Source organism: Streptococcus sp. 2579 (assembly GCF_013277195.1).
Lineage (GTDB): Bacteria > Bacillota > Bacilli > Lactobacillales > Streptococcaceae > Streptococcus.
In genome coordinates, this window is sequence record NZ_VMMM01000003.1 from 104727 (window position 1) to 126606 (window position 21880).

The 21880-nt window shown below is 38.9% G+C and carries 24 protein-coding genes; 6 read left to right on the forward strand and 18 right to left on the reverse strand.

The annotated features are described in order from the left end of the window. Nucleotides 1-7 precede the first annotated feature (7 nt). Both dhaS and dhaQ read left to right on the forward strand, forming a co-directional pair. Nucleotides 8-538 carry a dihydroxyacetone kinase transcriptional activator DhaS gene (gene dhaS, locus HT725_RS01220; protein ID WP_173217888.1) on the forward strand — a complete coding sequence of 177 codons (531 nt, stop codon included), beginning with the start codon at nucleotides 8-10 and terminating at the stop codon, nucleotides 536-538. After that, the gene (gene dhaQ, locus HT725_RS01225) at nucleotides 535-1524 is read left to right on the forward strand and encodes a DhaKLM operon coactivator DhaQ (protein WP_023936903.1); all 990 of its coding nucleotides are present in this window, start codon (nucleotides 535-537) and stop codon (nucleotides 1522-1524) included. Before dhaS ends, dhaQ begins: the two co-directional genes overlap by 4 nt. A 203-nt stretch (nucleotides 1525-1727) precedes the next feature. Here dhaQ and HT725_RS01230 read toward each other — a convergent pair whose 3' ends face one another. The 4 genes from HT725_RS01230 to HT725_RS01245 all read right to left on the reverse strand — a co-directional run bounded on the left by HT725_RS01230 (nucleotide 1728) and on the right by HT725_RS01245 (nucleotide 4955). Further along, complete coding sequence (locus HT725_RS01230) at nucleotides 1728-2267, reverse strand: ClbS/DfsB family four-helix bundle protein (protein ID WP_023936905.1); 540 nt, start codon at nucleotides 2265-2267, stop codon at nucleotides 1728-1730. Between the two features lie 57 nt (nucleotides 2268-2324). Beyond that, nucleotides 2325-2819: a YkgJ family cysteine cluster protein gene (locus HT725_RS01235; RefSeq protein WP_000031476.1), complete on the reverse strand. Its 495-nt coding sequence runs from the start codon at nucleotides 2817-2819 to the stop codon at nucleotides 2325-2327. A gap of 133 nt (nucleotides 2820-2952) precedes the next feature. Continuing rightward, nucleotides 2953-4686 carry a phosphoenolpyruvate--protein phosphotransferase gene (gene ptsP, locus HT725_RS01240; RefSeq protein ID WP_000138123.1) on the reverse strand — a complete coding sequence of 578 codons (1734 nt, stop codon included), beginning with the start codon at nucleotides 4684-4686 and terminating at the stop codon, nucleotides 2953-2955. Nucleotides 4687-4691: 5 nt separating this feature from the next. Next, nucleotides 4692-4955: a phosphocarrier protein HPr gene (locus HT725_RS01245; protein WP_000146947.1), complete on the reverse strand. Its 264-nt coding sequence runs from the start codon at nucleotides 4953-4955 to the stop codon at nucleotides 4692-4694. A gap of 350 nt (nucleotides 4956-5305) precedes the next feature. Here HT725_RS01245 and nrdH point away from each other — a divergent pair, with 350 nt between their 5' ends. The 3 genes from nrdH (at nucleotide 5306) to nrdF (ending at nucleotide 8920) form a co-directional block, all read left to right on the forward strand. Next, nucleotides 5306-5524 (forward strand): glutaredoxin-like protein NrdH, encoded by a 219-nt coding sequence (gene nrdH, locus HT725_RS01250; protein ID WP_000259247.1) that lies wholly within the window; start codon nucleotides 5306-5308, stop codon nucleotides 5522-5524. Nucleotides 5525-5604: 80 nt separating this feature from the next. Continuing rightward, on the forward strand, nucleotides 5605-7764 hold the full coding sequence (gene nrdE, locus HT725_RS01255; RefSeq protein WP_164226195.1) for a class 1b ribonucleoside-diphosphate reductase subunit alpha: 2160 nt from the start codon (nucleotides 5605-5607) through the stop codon (nucleotides 7762-7764). Between the two features lie 193 nt (nucleotides 7765-7957). Next, nucleotides 7958-8920, forward strand: a complete 963-nt coding sequence (gene nrdF, locus HT725_RS01260) for a class 1b ribonucleoside-diphosphate reductase subunit beta (protein WP_164226196.1) — start codon at nucleotides 7958-7960, stop codon at nucleotides 8918-8920. Here the strand turns inward: nrdF and HT725_RS01265 are convergent. Then, a complete protein-coding gene (locus tag HT725_RS01265) occupies nucleotides 8917-9063 on the reverse strand; it encodes a hypothetical protein (protein WP_023933379.1) in 147 nt (48 codons plus the stop codon). The two genes, nrdF and HT725_RS01265, sit on opposite strands and share 4 nt — an antisense overlap. 188 nt (nucleotides 9064-9251) lie before the next feature. Between HT725_RS01265 and HT725_RS01270 the strand changes: the two genes are divergently transcribed. Next, nucleotides 9252-10013 (forward strand): DeoR/GlpR family DNA-binding transcription regulator, encoded by a 762-nt coding sequence (locus tag HT725_RS01270; RefSeq protein ID WP_000917603.1) that lies wholly within the window; start codon nucleotides 9252-9254, stop codon nucleotides 10011-10013. A 284-nt stretch (nucleotides 10014-10297) separates the two neighbouring features. On the opposite strand, the gene HT725_RS01275 is transcribed toward HT725_RS01270, so the two are convergent. The 13 genes from HT725_RS01275 to HT725_RS01335 all read right to left on the reverse strand — a co-directional run bounded on the left by HT725_RS01275 (nucleotide 10298) and on the right by HT725_RS01335 (nucleotide 21825). After that, nucleotides 10298-10555, reverse strand: coding sequence for a DUF3884 family protein (locus tag HT725_RS01275; RefSeq protein WP_138704057.1), 258 nt, complete (start codon nucleotides 10553-10555; stop codon nucleotides 10298-10300). Nucleotides 10556-10597: 42 nt separating this feature from the next. Continuing rightward, a complete protein-coding gene (gene lacG, locus HT725_RS01280) occupies nucleotides 10598-12004 on the reverse strand; it encodes a 6-phospho-beta-galactosidase (RefSeq protein ID WP_138704056.1) in 1407 nt (468 codons plus the stop codon). Nucleotides 12005-12217: 213 nt separating this feature from the next. Further along, nucleotides 12218-13909, reverse strand: coding sequence for a lactose-specific PTS transporter subunit EIIC (locus tag HT725_RS01285; RefSeq protein WP_001037329.1), 1692 nt, complete (start codon nucleotides 13907-13909; stop codon nucleotides 12218-12220). Then, the gene (locus tag HT725_RS01290; protein ID WP_001078331.1) at nucleotides 13909-14226 is read right to left on the reverse strand and encodes a PTS lactose/cellobiose transporter subunit IIA; all 318 of its coding nucleotides are present in this window, start codon (nucleotides 14224-14226) and stop codon (nucleotides 13909-13911) included. The genes HT725_RS01285 and HT725_RS01290 overlap by 1 nt, the downstream gene beginning before the upstream one ends. A gap of 34 nt (nucleotides 14227-14260) precedes the next feature. Beyond that, on the reverse strand, nucleotides 14261-15097 hold the full coding sequence (locus tag HT725_RS01295) for a transcription antiterminator (RefSeq protein ID WP_166736470.1): 837 nt from the start codon (nucleotides 15095-15097) through the stop codon (nucleotides 14261-14263). 233 nt (nucleotides 15098-15330) lie between these two features. Beyond that, nucleotides 15331-16311: a tagatose-bisphosphate aldolase gene (lacD, locus tag HT725_RS01300; RefSeq protein WP_173252905.1), complete on the reverse strand. Its 981-nt coding sequence runs from the start codon at nucleotides 16309-16311 to the stop codon at nucleotides 15331-15333. 1 nt (nucleotide 16312) lies between these two features. Beyond that, nucleotides 16313-17242, reverse strand: coding sequence for a tagatose-6-phosphate kinase (locus HT725_RS01305; RefSeq protein WP_173252906.1), 930 nt, complete (start codon nucleotides 17240-17242; stop codon nucleotides 16313-16315). Nucleotides 17243-17252: 10 nt separating this feature from the next. Then, a complete protein-coding gene (gene lacB, locus HT725_RS01310; RefSeq protein WP_001216913.1) occupies nucleotides 17253-17768 on the reverse strand; it encodes a galactose-6-phosphate isomerase subunit LacB in 516 nt (171 codons plus the stop codon). Between the two features lie 30 nt (nucleotides 17769-17798). Next, on the reverse strand, nucleotides 17799-18224 hold the full coding sequence (gene lacA, locus HT725_RS01315) for a galactose-6-phosphate isomerase subunit LacA (RefSeq protein WP_000029277.1): 426 nt from the start codon (nucleotides 18222-18224) through the stop codon (nucleotides 17799-17801). A 156-nt stretch (nucleotides 18225-18380) separates the two neighbouring features. Further along, nucleotides 18381-19277 carry an aldose 1-epimerase family protein gene (locus HT725_RS01320; protein ID WP_173252907.1) on the reverse strand — a complete coding sequence of 299 codons (897 nt, stop codon included), beginning with the start codon at nucleotides 19275-19277 and terminating at the stop codon, nucleotides 18381-18383. Between the two features lie 204 nt (nucleotides 19278-19481). After that, nucleotides 19482-20957, reverse strand: coding sequence for a PTS galactitol transporter subunit IIC (locus HT725_RS01325; RefSeq protein ID WP_173252909.1), 1476 nt, complete (start codon nucleotides 20955-20957; stop codon nucleotides 19482-19484). A 47-nt stretch (nucleotides 20958-21004) separates the two neighbouring features. Beyond that, a complete protein-coding gene (locus HT725_RS01330) occupies nucleotides 21005-21310 on the reverse strand; it encodes a PTS sugar transporter subunit IIB (RefSeq protein WP_000590550.1) in 306 nt (101 codons plus the stop codon). Nucleotides 21311-21348: 38 nt separating this feature from the next. Next, nucleotides 21349-21825, reverse strand: coding sequence for a PTS sugar transporter subunit IIA (locus HT725_RS01335; RefSeq protein ID WP_173252911.1), 477 nt, complete (start codon nucleotides 21823-21825; stop codon nucleotides 21349-21351). Nucleotides 21826-21880: the final 55 nt, after the last annotated feature.

Consider the following 21880-nt stretch of genomic DNA (forward strand, 5'->3'; position numbering starts at 1 on the left):
GTTTCCTATGGCATCATCACTTATTACAAAAAAACGGATTGCCAAGGCATTTAGAGACCTATTAGCTACTAGAGAATTTGACAAAATCTCCATTGTAGATATCATGGAATCAGCTGGCATTCGTAGACAGACCTTTTATAATCACTTTCTTGACAAATATGAACTGCTAGACTGGATATTTGAAAATGACTTAACCGAGTATATCACCAATAACTTGGACTTCATTTCGGGCCAAAAACTATTACAAGAACTATTTCTTTATTTCGAACAAGAGCGTGACTTTTATATTCAACTTTTTGATATTCAAGGGCAAAATAACTTCTATGACCACTTTATCAGCTACTGTCGCTTGCTTGTATCAAAAATTTTAAGAGAATATGGTCAGATTGATATTGATTCATCTGCTTATACTTGTTTTTTGTTAGACTATCATTCACATGCTCTAGCAGAAATCGTGAAGGCTTACGTCAATAAAAAAAGTCCAGTTCCACAACCAGACTTTCTAATCATGACAATTATTGGAAAGAGACCACAATGACATTTATTTCAAATCATAAACAGAAAATTATTTCAAGTTACATTTCAGCAACTGTTAGCAGTCATCCCGAATTAGAAAAACACCCTACTTTACCATTAGTCTATCAAAAAAATCGAAATCCTCATCAGGTTCCAATCTTGTCGGGTGGAGGTTCCGGTCACGAACCTGCGCATATTGGATATGTGGGAGAAGGAATGCTTACTGCTGCTATCTATGGCCAATTATTTACTCCACCTACAAGAACTGAAATCTTAGAGTCCATTCGTTTTTTAAACAATGGTCACGGTGTCTTCATCATTGTAAAAAATTTCGAAGCAGACATCAAAGAATTTAGCTGGGCCATTAACACCGCTAGACAAGAAGGAATTAAAGTCGGCTATAGTCTAGCACACGACGATATTTCTATTGAACCTCACAATAGATTTCAAATTAGAGGAAGGGGACTTGCAGGGACAATCTTACTTCATAAAATCCTAGGATATGCAGCTCAAAATGGTGCCGACATAGAGCAACTAACTGATTTAGGTCATGAACTTGCTCCCGAAATCGCAACAATTGGCTTTGCAACGAAAGCTGCTAGTCTCCCCCAAGCCCCCCTTCCACTATTTAACTTGGAAGAAGGAAATATTTCTTATGGTATTGGGATACATGGCGAAGAAGGCTATCGTATCGTCCCATTCCAATCATCGGAAATCCTTGCAAATGAAATTATAAGTAAATTAAGATTGCACTATCATTGGAAAAAGGGTGATCAATTTATATTGCTTGTAAATAATCTAGGTACTACTACCAACCTAGAAATGGGCATATTTATCAATGACATCCTTCAACTCTTAGAAATTGAAGGAGTCACTATTACCTTTATAAAATCAGGAACATTTATGACCAGTCTAGATATGGCAGGTATATCCGTAACTCTTTGCCCTGTAAAAAATAAGCAATGGTTAGAAGCGCTCAATGCTCCAACGACAGCTTTTGCATGGTAATTTGCTTGTATAACTCAAAAGGGCTACATCACTTGATAGCCCTTTGCTTTTATCTTATACTCAATGAAAATCAAAAAGCAAACTAGGAAACTAGCCGCAGGCTGTACTTGAGTACGGCAAGGCGACGTTGACGCAGTTTGAATTTGATTTTCGAAGAGTATTACGTTTAAAAGAACTCATTCTTGCAATTTCAAAAAGTCCATCTATCCCTTACAATTCTTCCGATGAGCTTTGAGTTTTTTCAGAGCCCAATCATAGTGGCTTGACGTGCTACTAACAAAGTAGGAACCTAGACTTGTCCCACCCGTCCACTTATAGACACCTTTGGTAAAGAGTTCGTCATTGCTAAAAACTTCTATCAACTCTAAAACCTCCCTATGTGATTGTTCTAGGAGTCTAGTCGCTTCTTCTAAGGAGGTTTTCTGGTGCTTCTTCCAAAAAGCGACATTCATTTCTCGATAAGTTTTCCAATTATAAGGTTCAGGGAGAAAAGGTCTTTCGTTACCTTTTTGATTAGAATAAACCCAAGTCAAAAGCAACTGATGCCATTCATAAAGATGGATCAAGACATCCCGTAGATTTTTATCCCTTTTCCAGTGAGCTTCTTTTTTCTTTGGGTCTCTTGAAAAATCAAATGGAGTCTGTAGCTCATCTTCACTTAGTTGGGAGATGAAACGATTGAGCTTTTCATAGTTTTCCTTAGAGGCCAGCATTAGATCCTCTTTTGTTTTCGGTCTAGGCACAGGAGTACTCCCTTCATATTACTAGTTATTATTAGAGATTTTTTATCCTTTAAATCTCTACAACTTATCCTTTAATTTCTCAACAAAGAGATAGGCTGCTGGACAGGTCAAGGTATTCTTAATCGTCAAATGGTTGATTTGATGGATCTTTTTGCGGTCAGTATGAGGGAATTCACGACAGGCCTTTGGACGAACGTCATAGATAGAACAAAGGTTATCTCCTCCTAAAAATGGGCAGGGCATGGATTTGAAAACCTTATCTCCATCTTCATCTACCTGCAGAAACTCCGCTTCAAAAGCTGGTAATTTCATCTTAAAATACTTGGCAATTCGTGTAATATCCGCTTCTTTAAAGTCGGGTCCCAAAGTCTTACAACAGTTAGCACAGGCAGTACAATCAATCTCAGCAAAAACTTCTTGGTGAATCTGCTGGGCAATCTTGTCTAGGTTTTTAGGAGGTTTTTTCTTTAGATTGGCTAAAACTTTGCGATGTTCCTTCTGCTTTTGCAAAGCTAATTGGTGGTAATACTCAATATCAATTTCTTTAGACATGGTTTCTCTCTTATTCTAATTACTTTCCCCTATTATACCATGCCTCTGAACCATTGAAAAGTGGACTTTATAGGACTATACTTTTCCAAAATGTAGCAAAAAACCTTGCAACTAGGTTACAAGGTTAATCACATTAATCGAAGTTAACGTATTCTTTTTGAAGTTCAAGGACTTCTTCCATTGTTGAACACTCTGTAAGGGCACGGTTAGCGTACTCTTCCATCTTAGCAGTGTCCAATTTCTTCATCAAGCTACGTGTACGAAGTACAGATGTTGCTGACATAGAGAATTCATCCAAGCCCATTCCGACAAGAAGTGGAACAGCTTTTTGGTCACCAGCCATCTCACCACACATACCAGCCCATTTACCTTCAGCGTGAGCTGCCTTGATAACGTTGTTGATCAAGCGAAGGATTGATGGGTTATATGGTTGGTAAAGGTATGAAACTTGCTCGTTCATACGGTCTGCTGCCATTGAGTATTGGATCAAGTCGTTTGTACCAATTGACATGAAGTCTACTTCTTTAGCAAATTGGTCTGCAAGCATGGCTGCTGCAGGGATTTCAATCATGATACCAACTTGGATATCATCCGCAACTGCAACACCTTCAGCAAGAAGGTTTGCTTTTTCTTCTTCATAAACTGCTTTAGCCGCACGGAATTCTTTCAAAAGGGCAACCATTGGGAACATGATACGTAACTGACCATGAACAGAAGCACGAAGAAGGGCACGGATTTGTGTACGGAACATTGCATCTCCAGTTTCAGAAATAGAGATACGAAGGGCACGGAATCCAAGGAATGGGTTCATTTCATGTGGCATATCGAAGTAAGGAAGTTCCTTATCCCCACCGATATCCATCGTGCGAACAACCACTGGTTTACCATTCATTCCTTCAAGAACAGCTTTGTATGCTTCATACTGCTCGTCTTCTGTTGGGAAGTCTTGAGAATCCATGTACAAGAACTCTGTACGGTAAAGTCCAACAGCTTCAGCACCGTTGTTGTTAACACCTTCAACGTCTTTTGGAGTACCGATATTAGCGGCCAACTCGAAGTGTTTACCGTCAGCAGTCACTGTTTGAGCATCTTTCAAAAGTGCCCATTCAGCTTTTTGTTTAGCATAAGCTTCACCAGCTGCTTTAAATTCTGCCGCTTGTTCATCTGTTGGGTTGATAATCACTTCACCAGTAATTCCGTTAACGGCAAGGATATCACCGTCTTTCACTACTTCAGTGATATTATTTGTTCCCAATACAGCTGCAATTTCAAGTGTACGTGCCATGATAGCTGAGTGGCTTGTACGTCCACCGATGTTTGTTACAAAAGCTTTTACAAAGTTTTTGTCCAATTGAGCTGTATCAGATGGTGTCAAGTCATGCGCAATCACAATTACTTCTTCATTGATAGAAGCTGGGTTTGGCAATTTCTTACCAAGAAGGTTTGCCAATACACGTTTTGTCACGTCGCGGATATCCGCTGCACGTTCTTGCATGTATGGGTTGTCTTCCATACCTTCAAAGATCGTGATGAACATGTCAGTCACTTCTTTAAGACCTGCTTCTGCGTTGACTTTCTTAGCACGAATTGTTTCTTTAATCTGACCAATCAATTCTGGGTCAGAAAGAACCATCAAATGAGCGTCAAAAACTTGAGCCGCTTCTTCACCAAGCGTACCTACAGCTTTCTCGCGGATAAGAGAAAGCTCGTTTTGAGAAGCTTCAAGAGCAACATCCAAACGAGCCTCTTCTGCGTTTGTATCTTCGACTGAAATAGTCTCGAATGACAAATCCGGTTGAACGAGTAGATATGCTTTTGCAACTGCAACACCGTCAGATGCTGCGATTCCTTTAAGCATTTCTGTCATTTCCCTTATGCCAATCCTTCTTTTTCCATTGTTTCTGAGATTGCAGCGATAGCGTCATCTGCATCTGCACCTTCAGCTGAGATAGTTACGTCAGCACCTTGGCCAACACCAAGACTCATAACACCCATAATTGATTTAAGGTTAACTGATTTACCTTTGTACTCAAGAGTGATATCTGAAGCAAATTTGCTAGCAGTTTGTACCAACAATGTTGCTGGACGTGCGTGAATACCTGTTTCTGCCACTACGTGGAAATCTTTAGAAGCCATAGTTTGACTCTCCTTTTGTTCTTTCTTTTTTTGAGTTATATGTGATAACCCTTACAATTTGGTATTATACCATCTTCTAGGATTTTTTTCAAGCATTTTCTGGATTTTCCTTCAATTTCTTTTCAGATAACTTGCTGAAAATCTTCTATCCTAGATAACAAAACACAGGATATAGTTTCTTTAAAAACGATTTATACGATAATCATTGCTGTTTTATAAAGCAAACACTACATATTGTGTTTTGTGAGCTTAAGTAGAAAAATTGACCACTATATTTAGTTCAAATCATTGACAAAATTTTATTTTCTGATATACTAAGATAGTATTAAATTTTGAAGAGGAGTTACACAATGGTAACCGTTTATTCTAAAAACAATTGTGTCCAATGTAAAATGACCAAGCGTTTCTTGGACAGTAATAATGTCTCTTATCGTGAAATCAATCTTGATGAGCAACCTGAGTATATCGATCAAGTTAAAGAGCTCGGTTTTAGCGCAGCTCCTGTTATCCAAACACCAACTGAAGTCTTTTCAGGTTTCCAACCAGGAAAACTGAAACAATTAGCATAATCTTAGTACATCATCCAGAAGAAACTGCTTCTAGGGCGAACTTAGAGGCCTTTCTTTTGTAATTAGATAAGGGAAATTTTATGGGATTAAAACATCTTGAGGACGTGACTTACTTCCGTCTCAATAACGAAATCAACCGTCCTGTTAATGGACAAATCATGCTTCATAAAGATAAGGAAGCCTTGGATGCCTTCTTTAACGAAAATGTCGTTCCAAACACTATGGTTTTTGATTCAATTACTGATAAAATCAACTACCTCATTGAACACAACTACATCGAAACAGCTTTTATCAAGAAATACCGTCCAGAGTTCTTGGAAGAATTGGCTCAATTTATCAAAGACCAAAACTTCCAATTCAAGTCATTCATGGCAGCTTATAAATTTTACAATCAATATGCCTTAAAGACTAACGACGGTGAATATTATCTTGAAAGTATGGAAGACCGTGTCTTCTTTAACGCCCTTTATTTCGCTGATGGCAATGAATCTGTTGCAATCGATATTGCCAATGAAATCATCCACCAACGCTACCAACCTGCTACTCCTTCCTTCTTGAATGCTGGACGTGCTCGTCGTGGGGAGTTGGTATCTTGTTTCCTAATCCAAGTGACAGATGATATGAACTCTATCGGACGTTCTATCAACTCAGCTCTTCAACTTTCACGTATTGGTGGTGGTGTGGGAATTACCCTCAGCAACCTTCGTGAAGCTGGAGCTCCTATCAAGGGGTATGAAGGAGCTGCTTCAGGTGTCGTTCCTGTTATGAAGCTTTTCGAAGATAGCTTCTCTTACTCAAACCAATTAGGTCAACGTCAAGGTGCCGGTGTTGTTTACCTCAATGTCTTTCACCCAGATATCATCGCCTTCCTTTCAACTAAGAAAGAAAATGCCGATGAAAAAGTTCGTGTCAAAACCCTATCACTTGGTGTTGTAGTACCAGATAAATTCTACGAATTGGCGCGTAAAAATGAAGAAATGTACCTCTTCAGCCCTTACTCTGTCGAAAAAGAGTATGGTGTACCTTTCAACTACATCGACATTACTGAAAAATACGATGAATTGGTCGCAAATCCAAATATTCGCAAGACAAAAATCAAGGCGCGTGATTTGGAAACTGAAATCTCTAAATTACAGCAAGAGTCTGGCTACCCTTATGTAGTCAATATTGATACGGCTAACCGTGCAAATCCTGTTGATGGAAAGATTATCATGAGTAACTTGTGTTCTGAGATTCTTCAAGTCCAAGAACCAAGCTTGATCAACGATGCTCAAGAATTCCTTCAAATGGGAACGGATGTTTCATGTAACCTTGGTTCAACCAACGTGGTTAACATGATGACTTCACCTGACTTTGGTCGTTCTATCCGTGCTATGGTTCGTGCCCTTACTTTCGTTACAGATAGTTCACACATCGTAGCTGTTCCTACCATCGATCATGGAAATAGCCAAGCCCACACCTTTGGTCTCGGCGCCATGGGACTTCACAGCTACCTTGCCCAACAACTGATTGAATATGGATCGCCTGAGTCTGTTGAATTTACAAGCATCTACTTCATGCTTATGAACTACTGGACCTTGGTAGAATCAAACAATATCGCGCGTGAACGTGGCATCACCTTCCACAACTTTGAAAAATCAGACTATGCTAAGGGAAGCTACTTTAACAAGTATATTACAGGCGAGTTTGTTCCAAAATCAGACCGTGTTAAAGAACTCTTCAAAGATGTCTTTATCCCAAGTGCTACTGACTGGGCTGAACTGCGCGACAAGGTTCAAGCAGATGGTCTTTACCACCAAAACCGCCTTGCTGTAGCGCCAAATGGTTCTATCAGTTACATCAATGACGTTTCTGCTTCTATTCACCCGATTACACAACGTATCGAAGAACGTCAAGAAAAGAAAATCGGTAAAATATACTACCCTGCTGCTGGCTTGTCAACAGAAACCATTCCTTACTACACTTCTGCTTACGACATGGATATGCGTAAAGTGATTGATGTTTACGCTGCTGCGACTGAGCACGTGGACCAAGGACTTTCACTCACACTCTTTATGCGTAGTGACATTCCAAAAGGTCTTTACGAATGGAAGAAAGAAAACAAACAAACGACACGTGACTTGTCTATCCTTCGTAACTATGCCTTTAACAAGGGTATCAAGTCTATCTACTACGTCCGTACTTTCACAGACGATGGTGGAGAAGTCGGTGCTAACCAATGTGAAAGCTGTGTGATTTAATCTTTGCTTGAGGAAACTACATTTTCTCAGATAAGTGATTCATTCACCCTGCTAAACTAAACTAGAATAAGCATCTATACTATGAAATAACAAAAAGTCGGGCTTCCGACTTTTTGTGCGATACTCCTCTAGGATTATGATAAAATAAAGATAATTGTGAGTTCGCAATACTAAACACAGAAAGAGATTTCAAATGGAAACTTACTACAAAGCCATTAACTGGAATGCCATCGAAGATGTCATCGACAAATCAACTTGGGAAAAGCTGACAGAGCAATTCTGGCTCGATACACGTATTCCCTTGTCAAACGACTTGGATGACTGGAGAAAGCTACCAAATGTAGAAAAAGACTTGGTAGGAAAAGTCTTTGGTGGTTTAACCCTTCTCGACACTATGCAATCTGAAACTGGGGTTGAAGCCCTTCGCGCAGATATCCGTACACCACATGAGGAAGCTGTTTTCAATAACATCCAATTTATGGAATCTGTTCACGCTAAATCTTACTCTTCAATCTTTTCTACCTTGAATACTAAGGCTGAGATCGAAGAAATTTTCGAATGGACCAATACCAACCCTTACCTACAAAAGAAGGCTGAGATTGTCAACGAAATTTACCTAAACGGTAGCCCACTTGAAAAGAAAGTGGCTAGCGTCTTCCTTGAAACCTTCCTCTTCTACTCTGGTTTCTTCACACCGCTCTACTACCTTGGTAACAACAAACTTGCCAACGTTGCGGAAATCATCAAATTGATTATTCGTGATGAATCTGTTCACGGAACCTACATTGGTTACAAATTCCAACTTGGTTTCAATGAATTACCTGAAGAAGAGCAAGAAAAGCTAAAAGAATGGATGTACGACTTACTCTATACTCTTTATGAAAATGAAGAAGGCTACACAGAGAGCCTCTATGACGGTGTTGGTTGGACGGAAGAAGTCAAAACCTTCCTTCGCTACAATGCTAACAAGGCTCTCATGAACCTGGGACAAGATCCACTCTTCCCAGATTCAGCAGATGATGTGAACCCAATCGTTATGAACGGTATTTCAACAGGGACATCTAACCACGACTTCTTCTCTCAAGTCGGAAATGGTTACCTCCTTGGTGAAGTTGAAGCCATGCAAGATGATGACTACAACTACGGTTTGGACTAATACTCTTCGAAAATCTCTTCAAACCACGTCAGCTTCGCCTTGCCGTAGATATGCTCACTGACTTCGTCAGTCTTATCTACAACCTCAAAACTGTGTTTTGAGCAACCTACGGCTAGCTTCCTAGTTTGCTCTTTGATTTTCATTGAGTATAATTCTCCACCACTCTTAACTATCAAAAAGTAAACTTGAAACAACAAAATAATAATCTAATAAAATATCGAAGTTTTGAAAACAAACCTCGATATTTTTGTTTTTGTTTTATTTTGTTGTTTTTGTATTTGAATGATGAGCTAGTTTATGGTAAGATAGTAGTAGGAAACGAGGTGATAATATGCTCAAGCAAGAAAAATTAACCAAAATTTTAGAGATAGTAAATAGTAAAGGAACCATAACGGTTAAACAGATTATGGACGAAATAGCCGTTTCAGATATGACTGCAAGACGCTATTTACAGGAATTAGCTGATAAAGATTTACTGATTCGTGTGCATGGTGGAGCTGAAAAACTTCGAACCAACTCCCTTTTGACTAATGAGCGATCAAATATTGAAAAACAAGCCCTCCAAACGGCAGAAAAACAAGAAATAGCCCGTTTTGCAGGCAGTCTAGTAGAAGAAAGAGAAACTATTTTCATTGGACCAGGAACAACATTAGAATTTTTTGCGCGCGAATTGCCTATTGACAATATCCGCGTCGTGACCAACAGTCTACCTGTTTTTCTGATTTTAAGCGAACGAAAATTAACAGATTTGATTTTGATAGGTGGAAATTATCGCGATATTACAGGTGCTTTTGTTGGCACATTGACCCTACAAAATCTCTCTAATCTCCAATTTTCCAAAGCTTTCGTTAGCTGTAATGGTATTCAAAACGGAGCTCTAGCTACTTTTAGCGAGGAAGAGGGAGAGGCTCAACGCATCGCTTTAAATAATTCTAATAAAAAATATTTGCTCGCAGATCATAGTAAGTTCAATAAGTTTGATTTTTATACTTTTTATAATGTATCAAATCTTGATACTATTGTTTCAGATTCTAAACTAAGTGATTCAATCCTTTTTGAGCTATCTAAACTTACTAAAGTCATCAAGCCTTAATAAACTGAAAGATCCTGTGGGAAAAACTCAATTTCAGAAGTAAATCTTCCCACAATAAAACGCATAGTATCAAGGTTTTTCAACACCTGATATTATGCGTTTTTCTACGTTAAAGACTTTTTGCCCAATTGCTTTATCTGCAACCTCAAAGCTATGCATTGAGAAACCTGCGACTCGCTTCCTAGTTTAAAGTTGCTCTTTGATTTTCATTGAGTATAAGCAACGTGATTAGATAAGAGTTTTGCAGCGTACTAAATATAAGATTTAACTTTTTTGGAAATTGGTTACGATTGTTGAAACGGCATAAAATCTGAATCAAAGGAGATATTATCCCGTTCTTCAGGACTGATAAAATTTAAAAAGATATTTTTAAATTCTTCCAGCTCATAGTCTGAATGGCAAATCCATTCTTTACCGGTCGAGACATACCATTTTCCAAGACTTTTTAATTCTTCATTCGTCAAACACGGTATTTGAGAGCATTTTTCGAAATTGATAATATAAACTTTTTCATAAATAGATTGGATAAAATTTTTGAACATCTTTTTACCTCACTATAATTCTATATCTAATGACTAATTCTACTAGTCTATAATCTGACTTTCTGCTACTTTCTTGTACCAGTGAGCTGATTTCTTAGGATAACGTTCTTGAGTTTCAAAGTCTACATAGAAGAGACCGTAACGTTTCTCATAACCGTTTGACCATGAGAAGACGTCCATCAATGACCAAATGAAGTAACCTTTTACATTAGCACCATCTGCAATCGCATCAGACAAGACTTCCAAGTGTTGTTTCACATAATCAATACGACCATCGTCGTAAACAGTGTTATCGACGAACTCATCTTTATAACCAAGTCCATTTTCAGTGATGTAAATCTTCTTGTAGTTCGGATAATCTTTCTTAACGCGCATGATTTGATCATACAAACCTTGAGGGTAGATAATCCAATCCCAATCCGTACGTGGTACATAATCAGGAGCTACACGACGACCAACACCTTTGATTTGATATTTAGAGCTTCCTTTCTCACCCTTACCATTATGAATGATTTCAGTTTCTCCATCAAAGGCTTCCATCCAGTCACTCATATAGTAGTTAATTCCAAGGAAGTCATTCAAGTCTTTTGCGGCTTCTAATACTTCGAAATCTTCTTCACGAAGATCTAAGCTACCACCATTGACTGATAAGATATGGTTGACACCTTCCATCGTTTCAGCTGAATAGCGGCCTAGATAAGTTGCATCCAAGATAAATTTATTGTGAATAATATCTTCCAACTCTGCTGCACGAACATCTGCTGGATTTTTAGGATTCAAAGGATACTTAGTTGGCAGTGCGTGAACAACACCAATTTCACCTTTATAGCCTTTATCTTTATATAGCTTGACTGCACGCGCATGAGAAACCATCATATTGTGGTGCGATTGGAAAACTTTGGCAAGGTCGTACTGAATACCTGGAGGGAATTTCCCAACTAAATATTGACCATCACCAATTGGCCCAATTTCATTAAAGGTTGTCCAATAGTTTACTTCTGGAAATTCTTCAAAACAGAAGGCCGCGTAGTCTACAAAGTGTTCAATATTTTCACGATTTAAGAAGTCTCCATTTGAGTGGAGAGCTTCTGGCGTGTCAAAGTGATGAAGAGTTACAAAGGGCTCAACATGACGTTTGTGACACTCTGCAAATAAATTATGATAAAACTCAACACCTTTAGCATTTACTTGACCGTAACCAGTCGGGAAAATACGTGACCAGGCAATAGAAATTCGAATGCCATTGACACCATACTCTTCTGCTAGCTTAAGGTCAACTGGGTATCGATTGTAAAAATCACTGGCTGGTTCTGCAGTGTACCAGTAGTTATCTTCAAGATATTTATCCCAAGCAACTGGTCCTTTTCCATCAGTATGTGTAGCACCTTCTGCTTGATAAGCAGCTGTTGCGCCACCAAAAATAAAGTCTTTTGGAAGTGTTTTTGTCATTTTTTTCACCTATTTCTTGATTTAAATAAAGTAAAAGTGAGAGGAGAGGAGTCAGTGAGCCATCCTTCTCCATCTCACTTCTTGTACCAAGTCACCGAATTGTGACATGAGGAGGTAAAAACGATATCTTTTTACCGACGAATTAACAAGGCGATTAGGAAATTTGCCATAGCGATTTCCGTAACGATAGGAGACTTTTCATAGTCCCTATCGTTAATCGAATTGCGCTTGTACAAATGCTAGAGCACCTTTTCCATCACGAGTTAATTTGATGTATTGAGCGCCTTCTGTCTTCGCAAGTTTAATACCGAGTTTATCTGTTTCTGCTTTCATATCTTCAAAGTTTGAAGCTACTTGAGGAGCAAGAATAACCAAATCAAACTCTGGCAACATTTCACGGTGAGCTCCATAGCCACCAGCTGCTGCTTTCACAGGAACATTGTATTCTGCAGCTGCCTTGTTCAAAGCATTTGCAAGGAGACCACTTGTCCCTCCACCTGCACAGAGAACGAGGACATTTGTTTCTTCAGTGATAGTATTTTGTGCTGCATCGACACCCGCTTTTTCAAGAATAGCATCTGCTTTTGCAGTGTTGAAGTTTGCAGCAACTTTTTCTTTCAATTCATCATTAGACTTACCTGAACGTTCTTCTTCAAGAATTTGTTCGTCATAAACTTTAAGGAATGGATAGTAAATGACTACGTCAACCACGATTAGAAGAGCAGCAAGAATGAATGATAGGACTTGGAAGTTCGTACCAAGAACTAGACCTAGTGGAGCTGGAGTTGTCCATGGTAGATTAGCAGTAAATGAGTTCATTCCAAGTGTTTCAATAAAGAATTTGAATATCCAAACGTTTGCGATAGGAGCAAAGATAAATGGAATGAAGAAAATCGGGTTCAATACAAGCGGTGCACCAAACAAGATTGGTTCATTTACACCAAAGAAAGTTGGAACTACTGAAGCACGTCCGATTGCACGGTTACGTTTCGATTTTGTTAACCACATGAACATGAATGGAACAACTAGTGTCGCACCAGTACCACCCATGGTAACGATAAACATTTGTGTACCAGAAGTAAGAATCTTGTCAGCGTGCATACCTTGTTGGAGAAGATTCAAGTTGACTTCGGCATTTGCATAGGTAATCGCTGCGATAGCAGGTTCAACAATAGATGGACCGTGAATCCCAACAAACCAGAAGAAGGCAAAGGCACCAAAGATAATGGTGATACCTAGATAACCATCAGCAGCAGAGAATAATGGTGCAAAGAATTTACCGATTGATTCAGCTACGCTTGAACCAACAAAATGACGAGCTAGTAAATCAAGAGCATAAAGAGAAACAACAGATAGAGTGAATGGAATCACATCTTTAAAGACTTGTGAGATATTTGGTGGAACTTCGTCAGGCATACGAATAGTGACGTTGTTCTTAACACAAACCTTATAGATTGCTACGGTAACAAAGGCAGCTAGGAAGGCTGAAAGCAAACCTTTTGTCCCCAAGAATCCAGTAGCTAGACCATTTTCGATAGGATCAGCTGCCAACATCAACAAACCAACAATTGCTGCCAACAATGTTGACATATAGTTGATTTGATTGGTTTTCTCCATGCTCCGGTTTACTGAGTCGGTCAATGACTTGGCTGTTGTACCAGCTACTAAGAGAGCCAGAATTCCCATTGAATAGCTGTAAGGTTTCATCAGAAAGGCTACAACTTCATCAGACCATTTAAAGCCCCATGAGTTTGGTACAAAGGCAATCAAGATAAAAATACTTGAGAAGAGAATAACAGGCATACCTGCAATGAAACCATCACGAATAGCACGAAGATAGATATTACGAGATAATTTCTCGAAGAAAGGCTTTCCTTTCTCGATAAAGGCGATTAACTTATTCATTATTTAACTCCTCTCTTATAAAGTTCGATTAAGTGGTGCATCAAATCTTTTAACAAGATAGTTGTCATCAAGTGGTCTTGGCCATGCATCATGGTTACACTATACGCTAAGTCCTCACCTGAAGCCTCCTTAGTTAATAGACTTGTTTGCGCGTGGTGAGCCTCTGCAATACAGCTACCAGCTTCCTCTACCAGAGCGTCCGCTTTTTCAAAATCACCAGCTTCAGCAGCCTTCAAGGCTTCCAATAGTTTTGAACGAGCATCGCCAGCATAGGCTACGATTTCAAAACCTAACAATGTTACTTCTTCTCTATTCATGATAGAATTCTCCTTATATAATTTTAAATAATTTTTATGATAATAAACGTTGGATATGTAGAACTAGATAAACTCGTTCACTTTTATACAAATCAAGACCCGTATGTTGCGTAATCACATCATAGATCTTGGAGCCAATCTCGAAGGCTTTTGGATATGATTGTTTAATATGATCTTCCATATCCAGAAGTGATTGGTTATCATCTCTAGATCTGTCTAAATAATCCAAGAAATAATTCAAATGAATCATAAAACGATCATAGAAATGGGTATTCTCTTTGGTTCGCTGAATTGCATAGTCCCTTAGGACTTTTTCAACATTCCTGAGAATTTCTTTCCTCTTATCAATCGACTCAACCACTTGGACTTCATTCTCACCTTCGGCATTGATGAAATGATAAGCAATCCGAATAATTTCGTCCTCAGGAAAATGATCTGCTAACTTCTGACGGTAAATTTCAAAAGCTTCGTTTGCGATTTGAAAAGCGACAGGATACTTGGCAGAAATATCTGGCAGATTACTATCCTTGTACCTTCCTTGAGTTAGAGCTTGGTAAGAACAGTAAATATGATCTGTCAAGGTTACATAGAGATACTCTTGAATCGGATAGTGATATTTCTTGGAAAGCTTATCAATGATTTCATAGGTCACTGTGATAAAATCAAGCGGAACATCTTTGAGAAGAGCCATAAAGTTTTCTCTGGACTCTTCGGTCTTCATCCGAAAGATTTTCTCAACCTGCTGTTCAGCAATCAAATCTCCCTTCTTCTTTCCGAATGCAATCCCCTTACCAATCACAATCACTTCTTCTCCCTTATCATTTCTGACAAGCGAGACATTGTGATTCATTGGATTTAGAATTCGATACATGTCAACCTCCTTTTATATCTTAAAGGTATATGAGTACAAAAAATGACCACAAATGAACTAGAAAATCATCCGATTTCTAATTCACCTGTGATCATGCCTAATATTACTTAGTAACACTCACCTTGTATTAACTTGTGATTTAAGTATAGCACAAGTAAGTTATTTTGTAAACCTTTACATACAACTTTTTTTAAATTTTTTTAGATTCATGTTCCTAAACTAGAAGGAATTTCTTACACGCGTTCTTTCCATGAAGTCGCTGTTGTTTGAAGAACTTTGTTGAGTTCGTCAATGTTTTCAAAACCAGTTGTGCGAAGCCATTCGCGAGCTGCTGCTTCACCATCTTTGATGTAAGCTTCAACTGATCCTGCCCATGTAGCACGGCCACAAAGAACACCATTGAAGTTTGCACCTGATTCGTGGGCAAATACAAGAGTATCTTGGAAGAGTTTAGCTGATACACCAGCACTCAAGTAGATGTATGGTAAATTAGTTGCTTCATCTTGTGCTTTGAAGAAGGCTGCTGCTTCTTCACGTGTGTAAACTACTTCACCTTCAGCGAAGCCTTCAACATATTTAATGTTAACAGGAACTTCTACTTTCAAGACATCAATGTTAAAGCGTGGGTCTGAGAAGACTTTCATAGCACCGATAATTTTGTGTGGTTTTACTTTCGCGTATTCTACAGAACCTGCGTCAGCAATTTTTTCATCGTAAGCAAGGATTTCAAGGAAGAATGGGATATCTTCAGCCACACATTCAGAACCGATACGTTCGATGTAAGCCTGTTTTTCTTGGTTGAGTTCGTCTGAGCTATCTACGTCATAGTAAAGCAAGAATTTAACTGCATCTGCACCTTCTTCTTTAATACGTTTTGCAGACCAAACATCCAAGCAATCTGGCAAACGTTTTGTACTTGTTGTGTCATAACCTGTTTTTTCATAAGCAAGGAGAAGACCAGCTTTTTCATCAAGAGCTTTAGTTGCTGGAAGTCCATATTCAGGATCAAGAAGCATAGATGAAGCGTATTTAGTCAATTCATCTGCTACCAAGACTTTAAGTTCTTCCATTTGAGCCACAGTTGGTTCTTCTGTTTGGTGTTGAGCCATGAGGCGTTTCAAAGCACCACGTTGGTCAAAAGCAAGAGCTGAGATGATTCCATTTTCATCAGAAAGTTTTTCTAAGCGTGCACGTTTTTGTTCTGTTAAAGCCATTTTATACCTCTTTTACTATTAATTGATCATATAGAGCTTGATAGTTGGCCATATTGACATGACCAGTCATTTTTTCTTGAGCATTGAGCATACCAAGGACATTTGCCTTGATGAGTAATGCTGCATCCGATTCTTTGTGAAGAAGTCCTGAAGAAATTCCTGCCACAGTAGAGTCTCCAGATCCAACAGGATTTACCACCTGAATTCTAGGAATATCTACCTTGTAGAAAGTGTCACCATGTTTGGCAAAAGCACCGTTGGCACCAAGTGAAACGATAATCCATTCAATACCTGCAAACAAAGGCTCTTGAAGGACTTCTTTTAATTCATCCAAATCCTCAGAAACTTCTCTTCCTAGAAGCTGAGACAGTTCCTCATTATTTGGTTTGATGACTGTTGGTTTATGTGGTGATTCAAGAACCGCCTGAAGTGCTGCACCAGAGCAGTCCAAGACAACAGGCTTACCAGCTTGATTAGCAAGTTCAACCAAGCTCGCATAGTAATCAACTGGAAGGCCAGCTGGCAGACTACCTGAGATAGCTACTACTTCAACTGACTCCAAGAGTTTTTTGAAATGTTCCAAAAACTCTTGACCTTCTTGTTCAAGAACTTCAGGTCCTTTTTCAAGAACTTCTGTTTGGTTGTCTCCGTGAAGAATAGCGATACAGTTACGAGTTTCTCCCTGAATAGAAAAGAAATCTTTCTTTACTTGATCATCGATATGTTCAACCAAAAACTCACCAAGTTTACCACCAACTAAACCAGTAGCAAGAACAGAATCCCCAAATTCTGAAAGTACTCGGGTAACATTGAGTCCCTTACCACCAGCCGTTTTGGTTACATCCACCACACGATTGACAGTATCAATCTTCAACTCATCCAAAGGATAGGAAATATCAATGGATGGGTTCATTGTGACTGTTAAAATCATAGGTCACCTCTTAGTCGTGGTATTCTCCGCGATCCCATTTTTCAAGGAATTCAGTGAAGAAGTTTGCGTCTGTTTGTTGAGCATTGTGACTTTCAACGTGTTCAATTTTCGCAATCAATTTCTTGTTTTCTTCAGATGGTTTGTATTCAGCATGGATGAAAGCTTCGATGATATCACACATAAGCAATTCACCAGTAATCTTACCACCAAAACCGATAACGTTGGCGTTCAATTGTTCTTTAGCATAAAGGGCTGTTGTCATATCACGAACCAAGGCAGAACGGACACCTGGAACTTTATTTACAGCGTTGTTGATACCAACACCAGTACCACAGATACATACTCCAAGATCAGCTTGACCGCTAGTTACAGCTTCCCCTACTTTTTTACCAAAGATTGGGTAGTGAGTACGTGTATGGTCATATGTACCAAAGTCAATGACTTCATATCCTTTTGATTTCAAAAATTCTGAAACCGCCATTTTTTCATCTGTTACGATGTGGTCACATCCAATTGCAATTCTCATTTTTAACTTACCTTTCTTACTGTAATCTAATTAGCACATTTTGTTCAACATGTCGACACGAATTTGGTGACGTCCACCATCGTATTTACCGTTAACAAATCCTTTAGCGATGTTTTTAGCCAATTCATCACCGACAAGTTGTGCACCCATAGTGATCATACGTGAGTTGTTGTGGCCACGAGTCATATAAGCTGAACGTTCGTCAGATACTTCTGCAGCAACCATTCCTTTGATCTTAGTTGCAACCATAAATGGACCAGCTCCATAAGCATCAATCACAATACCAAGATTTTGTTCTTCTTTGTTAACTTCTGCAGCAACAGCGAGAGTCACATCAACAAAGTCTTGACCTTCAGCTGTAACATCCACAACGTGGAAATTTTCTTTTTCTAAGAAGTCTTTCACAACTTCTTTCAATCTCAAACCTGCAGCATCTGCACCGATAACAATAGACATATTGTATACTCCTTTTTATTTTTTCTATGCTGGATTCCAGCAGTGTATTGGCTGTATTTAAAAAACAGTCAATTAGTCCTCACAAACATAATATACTACTATTGTTTGAAAAAGTCAACAGTTTATGTTTGTTTTTGTTATTTATTTTTTACTTTTTTATAAAACTTCTATCTCAAACCCTATTTCTTCAACCTGATTGGCTTCTAAGAGACGAACATTCTTCTTATCTTCTAAATGATCTCCTTCTTCAAGGGATGTTGACAAGCCAGACCATGGTTCAAAGGCAATGAAAGGTCCCTTGTTCAAAGTTGACCAGATGATGAGGTTTGGAAACTCTGCAAAGTGCACTTTCAATCCCTTATCATGTTTACGAGAACGAAGGACAATTGTTCGAGATTGCAATTCATCCAAAGTCACTGCATCTGTGCTGAAAAGATCATAACTAAGATCTATTTCTTTTTGTCCCTCTAGCCATGGACTTCTATCTTGGAAATCCAACATACCTGTTTCTGGGAAAGGGCGTGGAACAGAGCAAGTCTCTTCTTTCTCAAACTCTAAATAGTAATCTTCATAGACCTCATCATCCAGTAGAGGACAATTAAAGCCTGGATGTCCACCAATAAAGTAAGGCATGACCTTGCTAGTTTCTTTATTAAATATTTTGTATTGAGTTCGTACTGTCTTGCCAGTAAGGATATAAGTGATTTCTAGGCGGAAATGATAAGGGTAGTTCTGATAGCTATTTTCATCGTCTTCAATTGCAAAAGTTACACTCTTGTCTGTCTGTTCAACTAATTCAAATTCTTTCTTGCGGACCAGACCATGACGAGGAATCTTTCCTTTACTTTCTTGTCCATTATCATCTATATAAAGTGCTGTATCCTCTCTCAATGAACCACAAATGGGAAAGAGAACAGGAGCTTGTCCACTCCAATATGTAGCATCTCCTTGCCACAAATACTCAAGACCTTCAGCATCTTTTATAGAAGAAAGAGCCCCACCAAAACTGTTAAATTGAACTCTTAATTGTTCTGATTTTAATTCAATTACCATTATTTTCTCCGATTTCTTGATAGTTTATAAAAAACTAGGCTGTCACTCCTAAACGGTATGACAACCTAGTTTCAACAATTTACACTCTGCGAAAATCCAATTCAAACTTCGTCAGCGTCGCCTTGCCGTACTTTAGTACAGCCTGCGGCTAGCTTCCTAGTTTGCTCTTTGATTTTCATTGAGCTTACATTTTATAGGAGCTCATTATTTTGCTTTTGCTGCGTACTCTTCGTTACGTTTAATCATTTGTTTTCTGTACCAAGCAAAGATACCGATATAGAATACAAGGAAGACTACTGCACCAAGGATTGCTTTGATATCACCTGTTGTAGTGTTACCAATTGTCCAACCAAGAAGTTTTTCGATTGGTCCTTCAAGAGTTGAGTGAGTAATCAATTGAGTTTCGCTCACACCTGCCGGGAAGGCACCTACACCTTTAGCAAGTTCTGTTGCAAATGGGGCGATAAGTGTACCTGAAAGAAGGAAGAGTGGCAACAAGAGTGTTCCGAAAATAATCATACGGAGCAATTTACCACGTGTTACAACCAAGAGAGCTGGAGTAACACCCATTGCGATGATACCTGCAAGTGGCAAGATACCATTTCCGACTTTTGAAAGAAGCACCGCTTCAATCAACATGATTGGTGCAAGTACGTTAGCACAAGCCCAGATTTCAGCACGACCAGCGATGAATGGCCAGTCAAGACCGATGTTGAATTTACGTCCTTGAAGACGTTTAGTAGCAACGTTTGTAATACCTTGTGAAAGAGGTTCCACAGCGGCGATGAACCATGAACCGATAAGTGAGAAGAGTTCCAAAGATACACCGGCAGTCAAACCAAGAGACAACCATCCTCTGATAACAAGACGCCATTTATCTGCATCTTCAACTCCTGCAATTGGATGTGGAGTTCCCATAATACCGATAACGATACCAAGGATGAAACCGATAAAGAATTTAGAACCCCAGAAACCAATTTTCTTGTTCAATTTTGCAGCGTCAAAGTCGTATTTATCAAGACCTGGGAAGAATTTTTCAAAAATCTTATCCAAAACCATGATAACTGGGTTCATCATGTAGTTCATGTGAGTTGATGTCATTGGTGATGAACTTGGAGCGTTAAGAAGGTCGTCAAATGTAGGTTTCATCAAGTCAGAGTTGATAATTTTCAACACACCAACAAGTACGATAGCTGCTGTAGCAATAAAGAGTGAAACCCCTTGACTCACACCGTTGTTATCTGCATACCACTTAATCAAAAGACCTGTGATAGACAAGTGCCAGATATCGAAGATATCAACGTCAAGTGTATCTGTTTTCTTCATAGCAAGCATCACTATGTTGACAATCAACATGATGAGCAAGAAGTATAGTGTCCAAGCAGAACCCCAAGTGATTGTAGCAAGTGGTGCCCAACCAACGTCGGTAATACTCAATTGAATACCAGTATTTTCAACGAATTTTGCTAGTGATGCTGAGAAAGCACCATTTAGCATACCGATGATAGCTCCGATACCAGTAAGAGCGATGGCAAGTTTGATACCACCTTCAAGCGCTTTGGAGAATTTCACTCCAAAAAGTAGAGCCAATACTGTCAAAATGATTAACATGATGACAGGTCCACCCATATCTAAGATGGGGGTGAAAAAGCCTTTGATTAGGTCAAAGATTGCATCCATAACAGTTCCTCCCTTTTTTATGTTATATGAATGTTAACAAATTAAAATTAGCTTAACCCGTGTTCTTTGATGGCTGCTTCAATATTATCATATACTGGAGCACTCATAGCTGGGATACGGAATAAGATTGGTCCAGCTTCGATAACTGGAATACCTGGGTCAAAACCAAGGTCTGTCGCAGCAATTGGTGTGAAGATGTCATAACCTTTGATAAGGTCTTCGTTAACGTCTTTGACCATGACTGCATCACAGTGCACATCGTAACCACGGTTTGAAAGTTCTTCTTCAAGAGCACTTTTAATTTGGTGGCTTGAGTTAACACCTGCACCGCAGGCAGCAAGAATTTTAATCATATGGATCTCCTCCGATTTAATATTTTTAATAGACAAGATTAAGAGATTGCTTCAGCTATATAAGCATAGAGGGCTTCTGGTTCAGAAATCTTTGATAGGTCTTCAAGATGACCATTTCCTGTAAAGAAGTCCATCAACTGAGCAAGAATGTTGGTTTGACTTGAACTCGAGTTATTGATGATAAAGAAGAGCAAGGATACTTCTACTTCCTTATCTGGCGCAATCATATTGTGGAAAGTCACCGGTTTCTCTAATCGAACGACCACAACTTTTTCAGCCAGATTATGAACAATATCTGTGTGAGGAATAGCCACATTCGGCAAATCCTTACCCAAAAATTCCATATCCAAGCCAGTTGGAAATGACTTTTCACGCGTGATCAAGGCTTCACGATAGGTCGGAGTTACGATTTCTCGTTCTTCCAATAAAGTTGCAACCTGATCAAAGAGATGTTCTTGATTATCCGCTTCTAAGCAAAACACAAGGTTTTTGTCAAAGAAATGATCTAATCCCATAAGTTTTTCCCTTCTTTCCATTAACTTTATGCCATAAGTATAACACTATATGAAA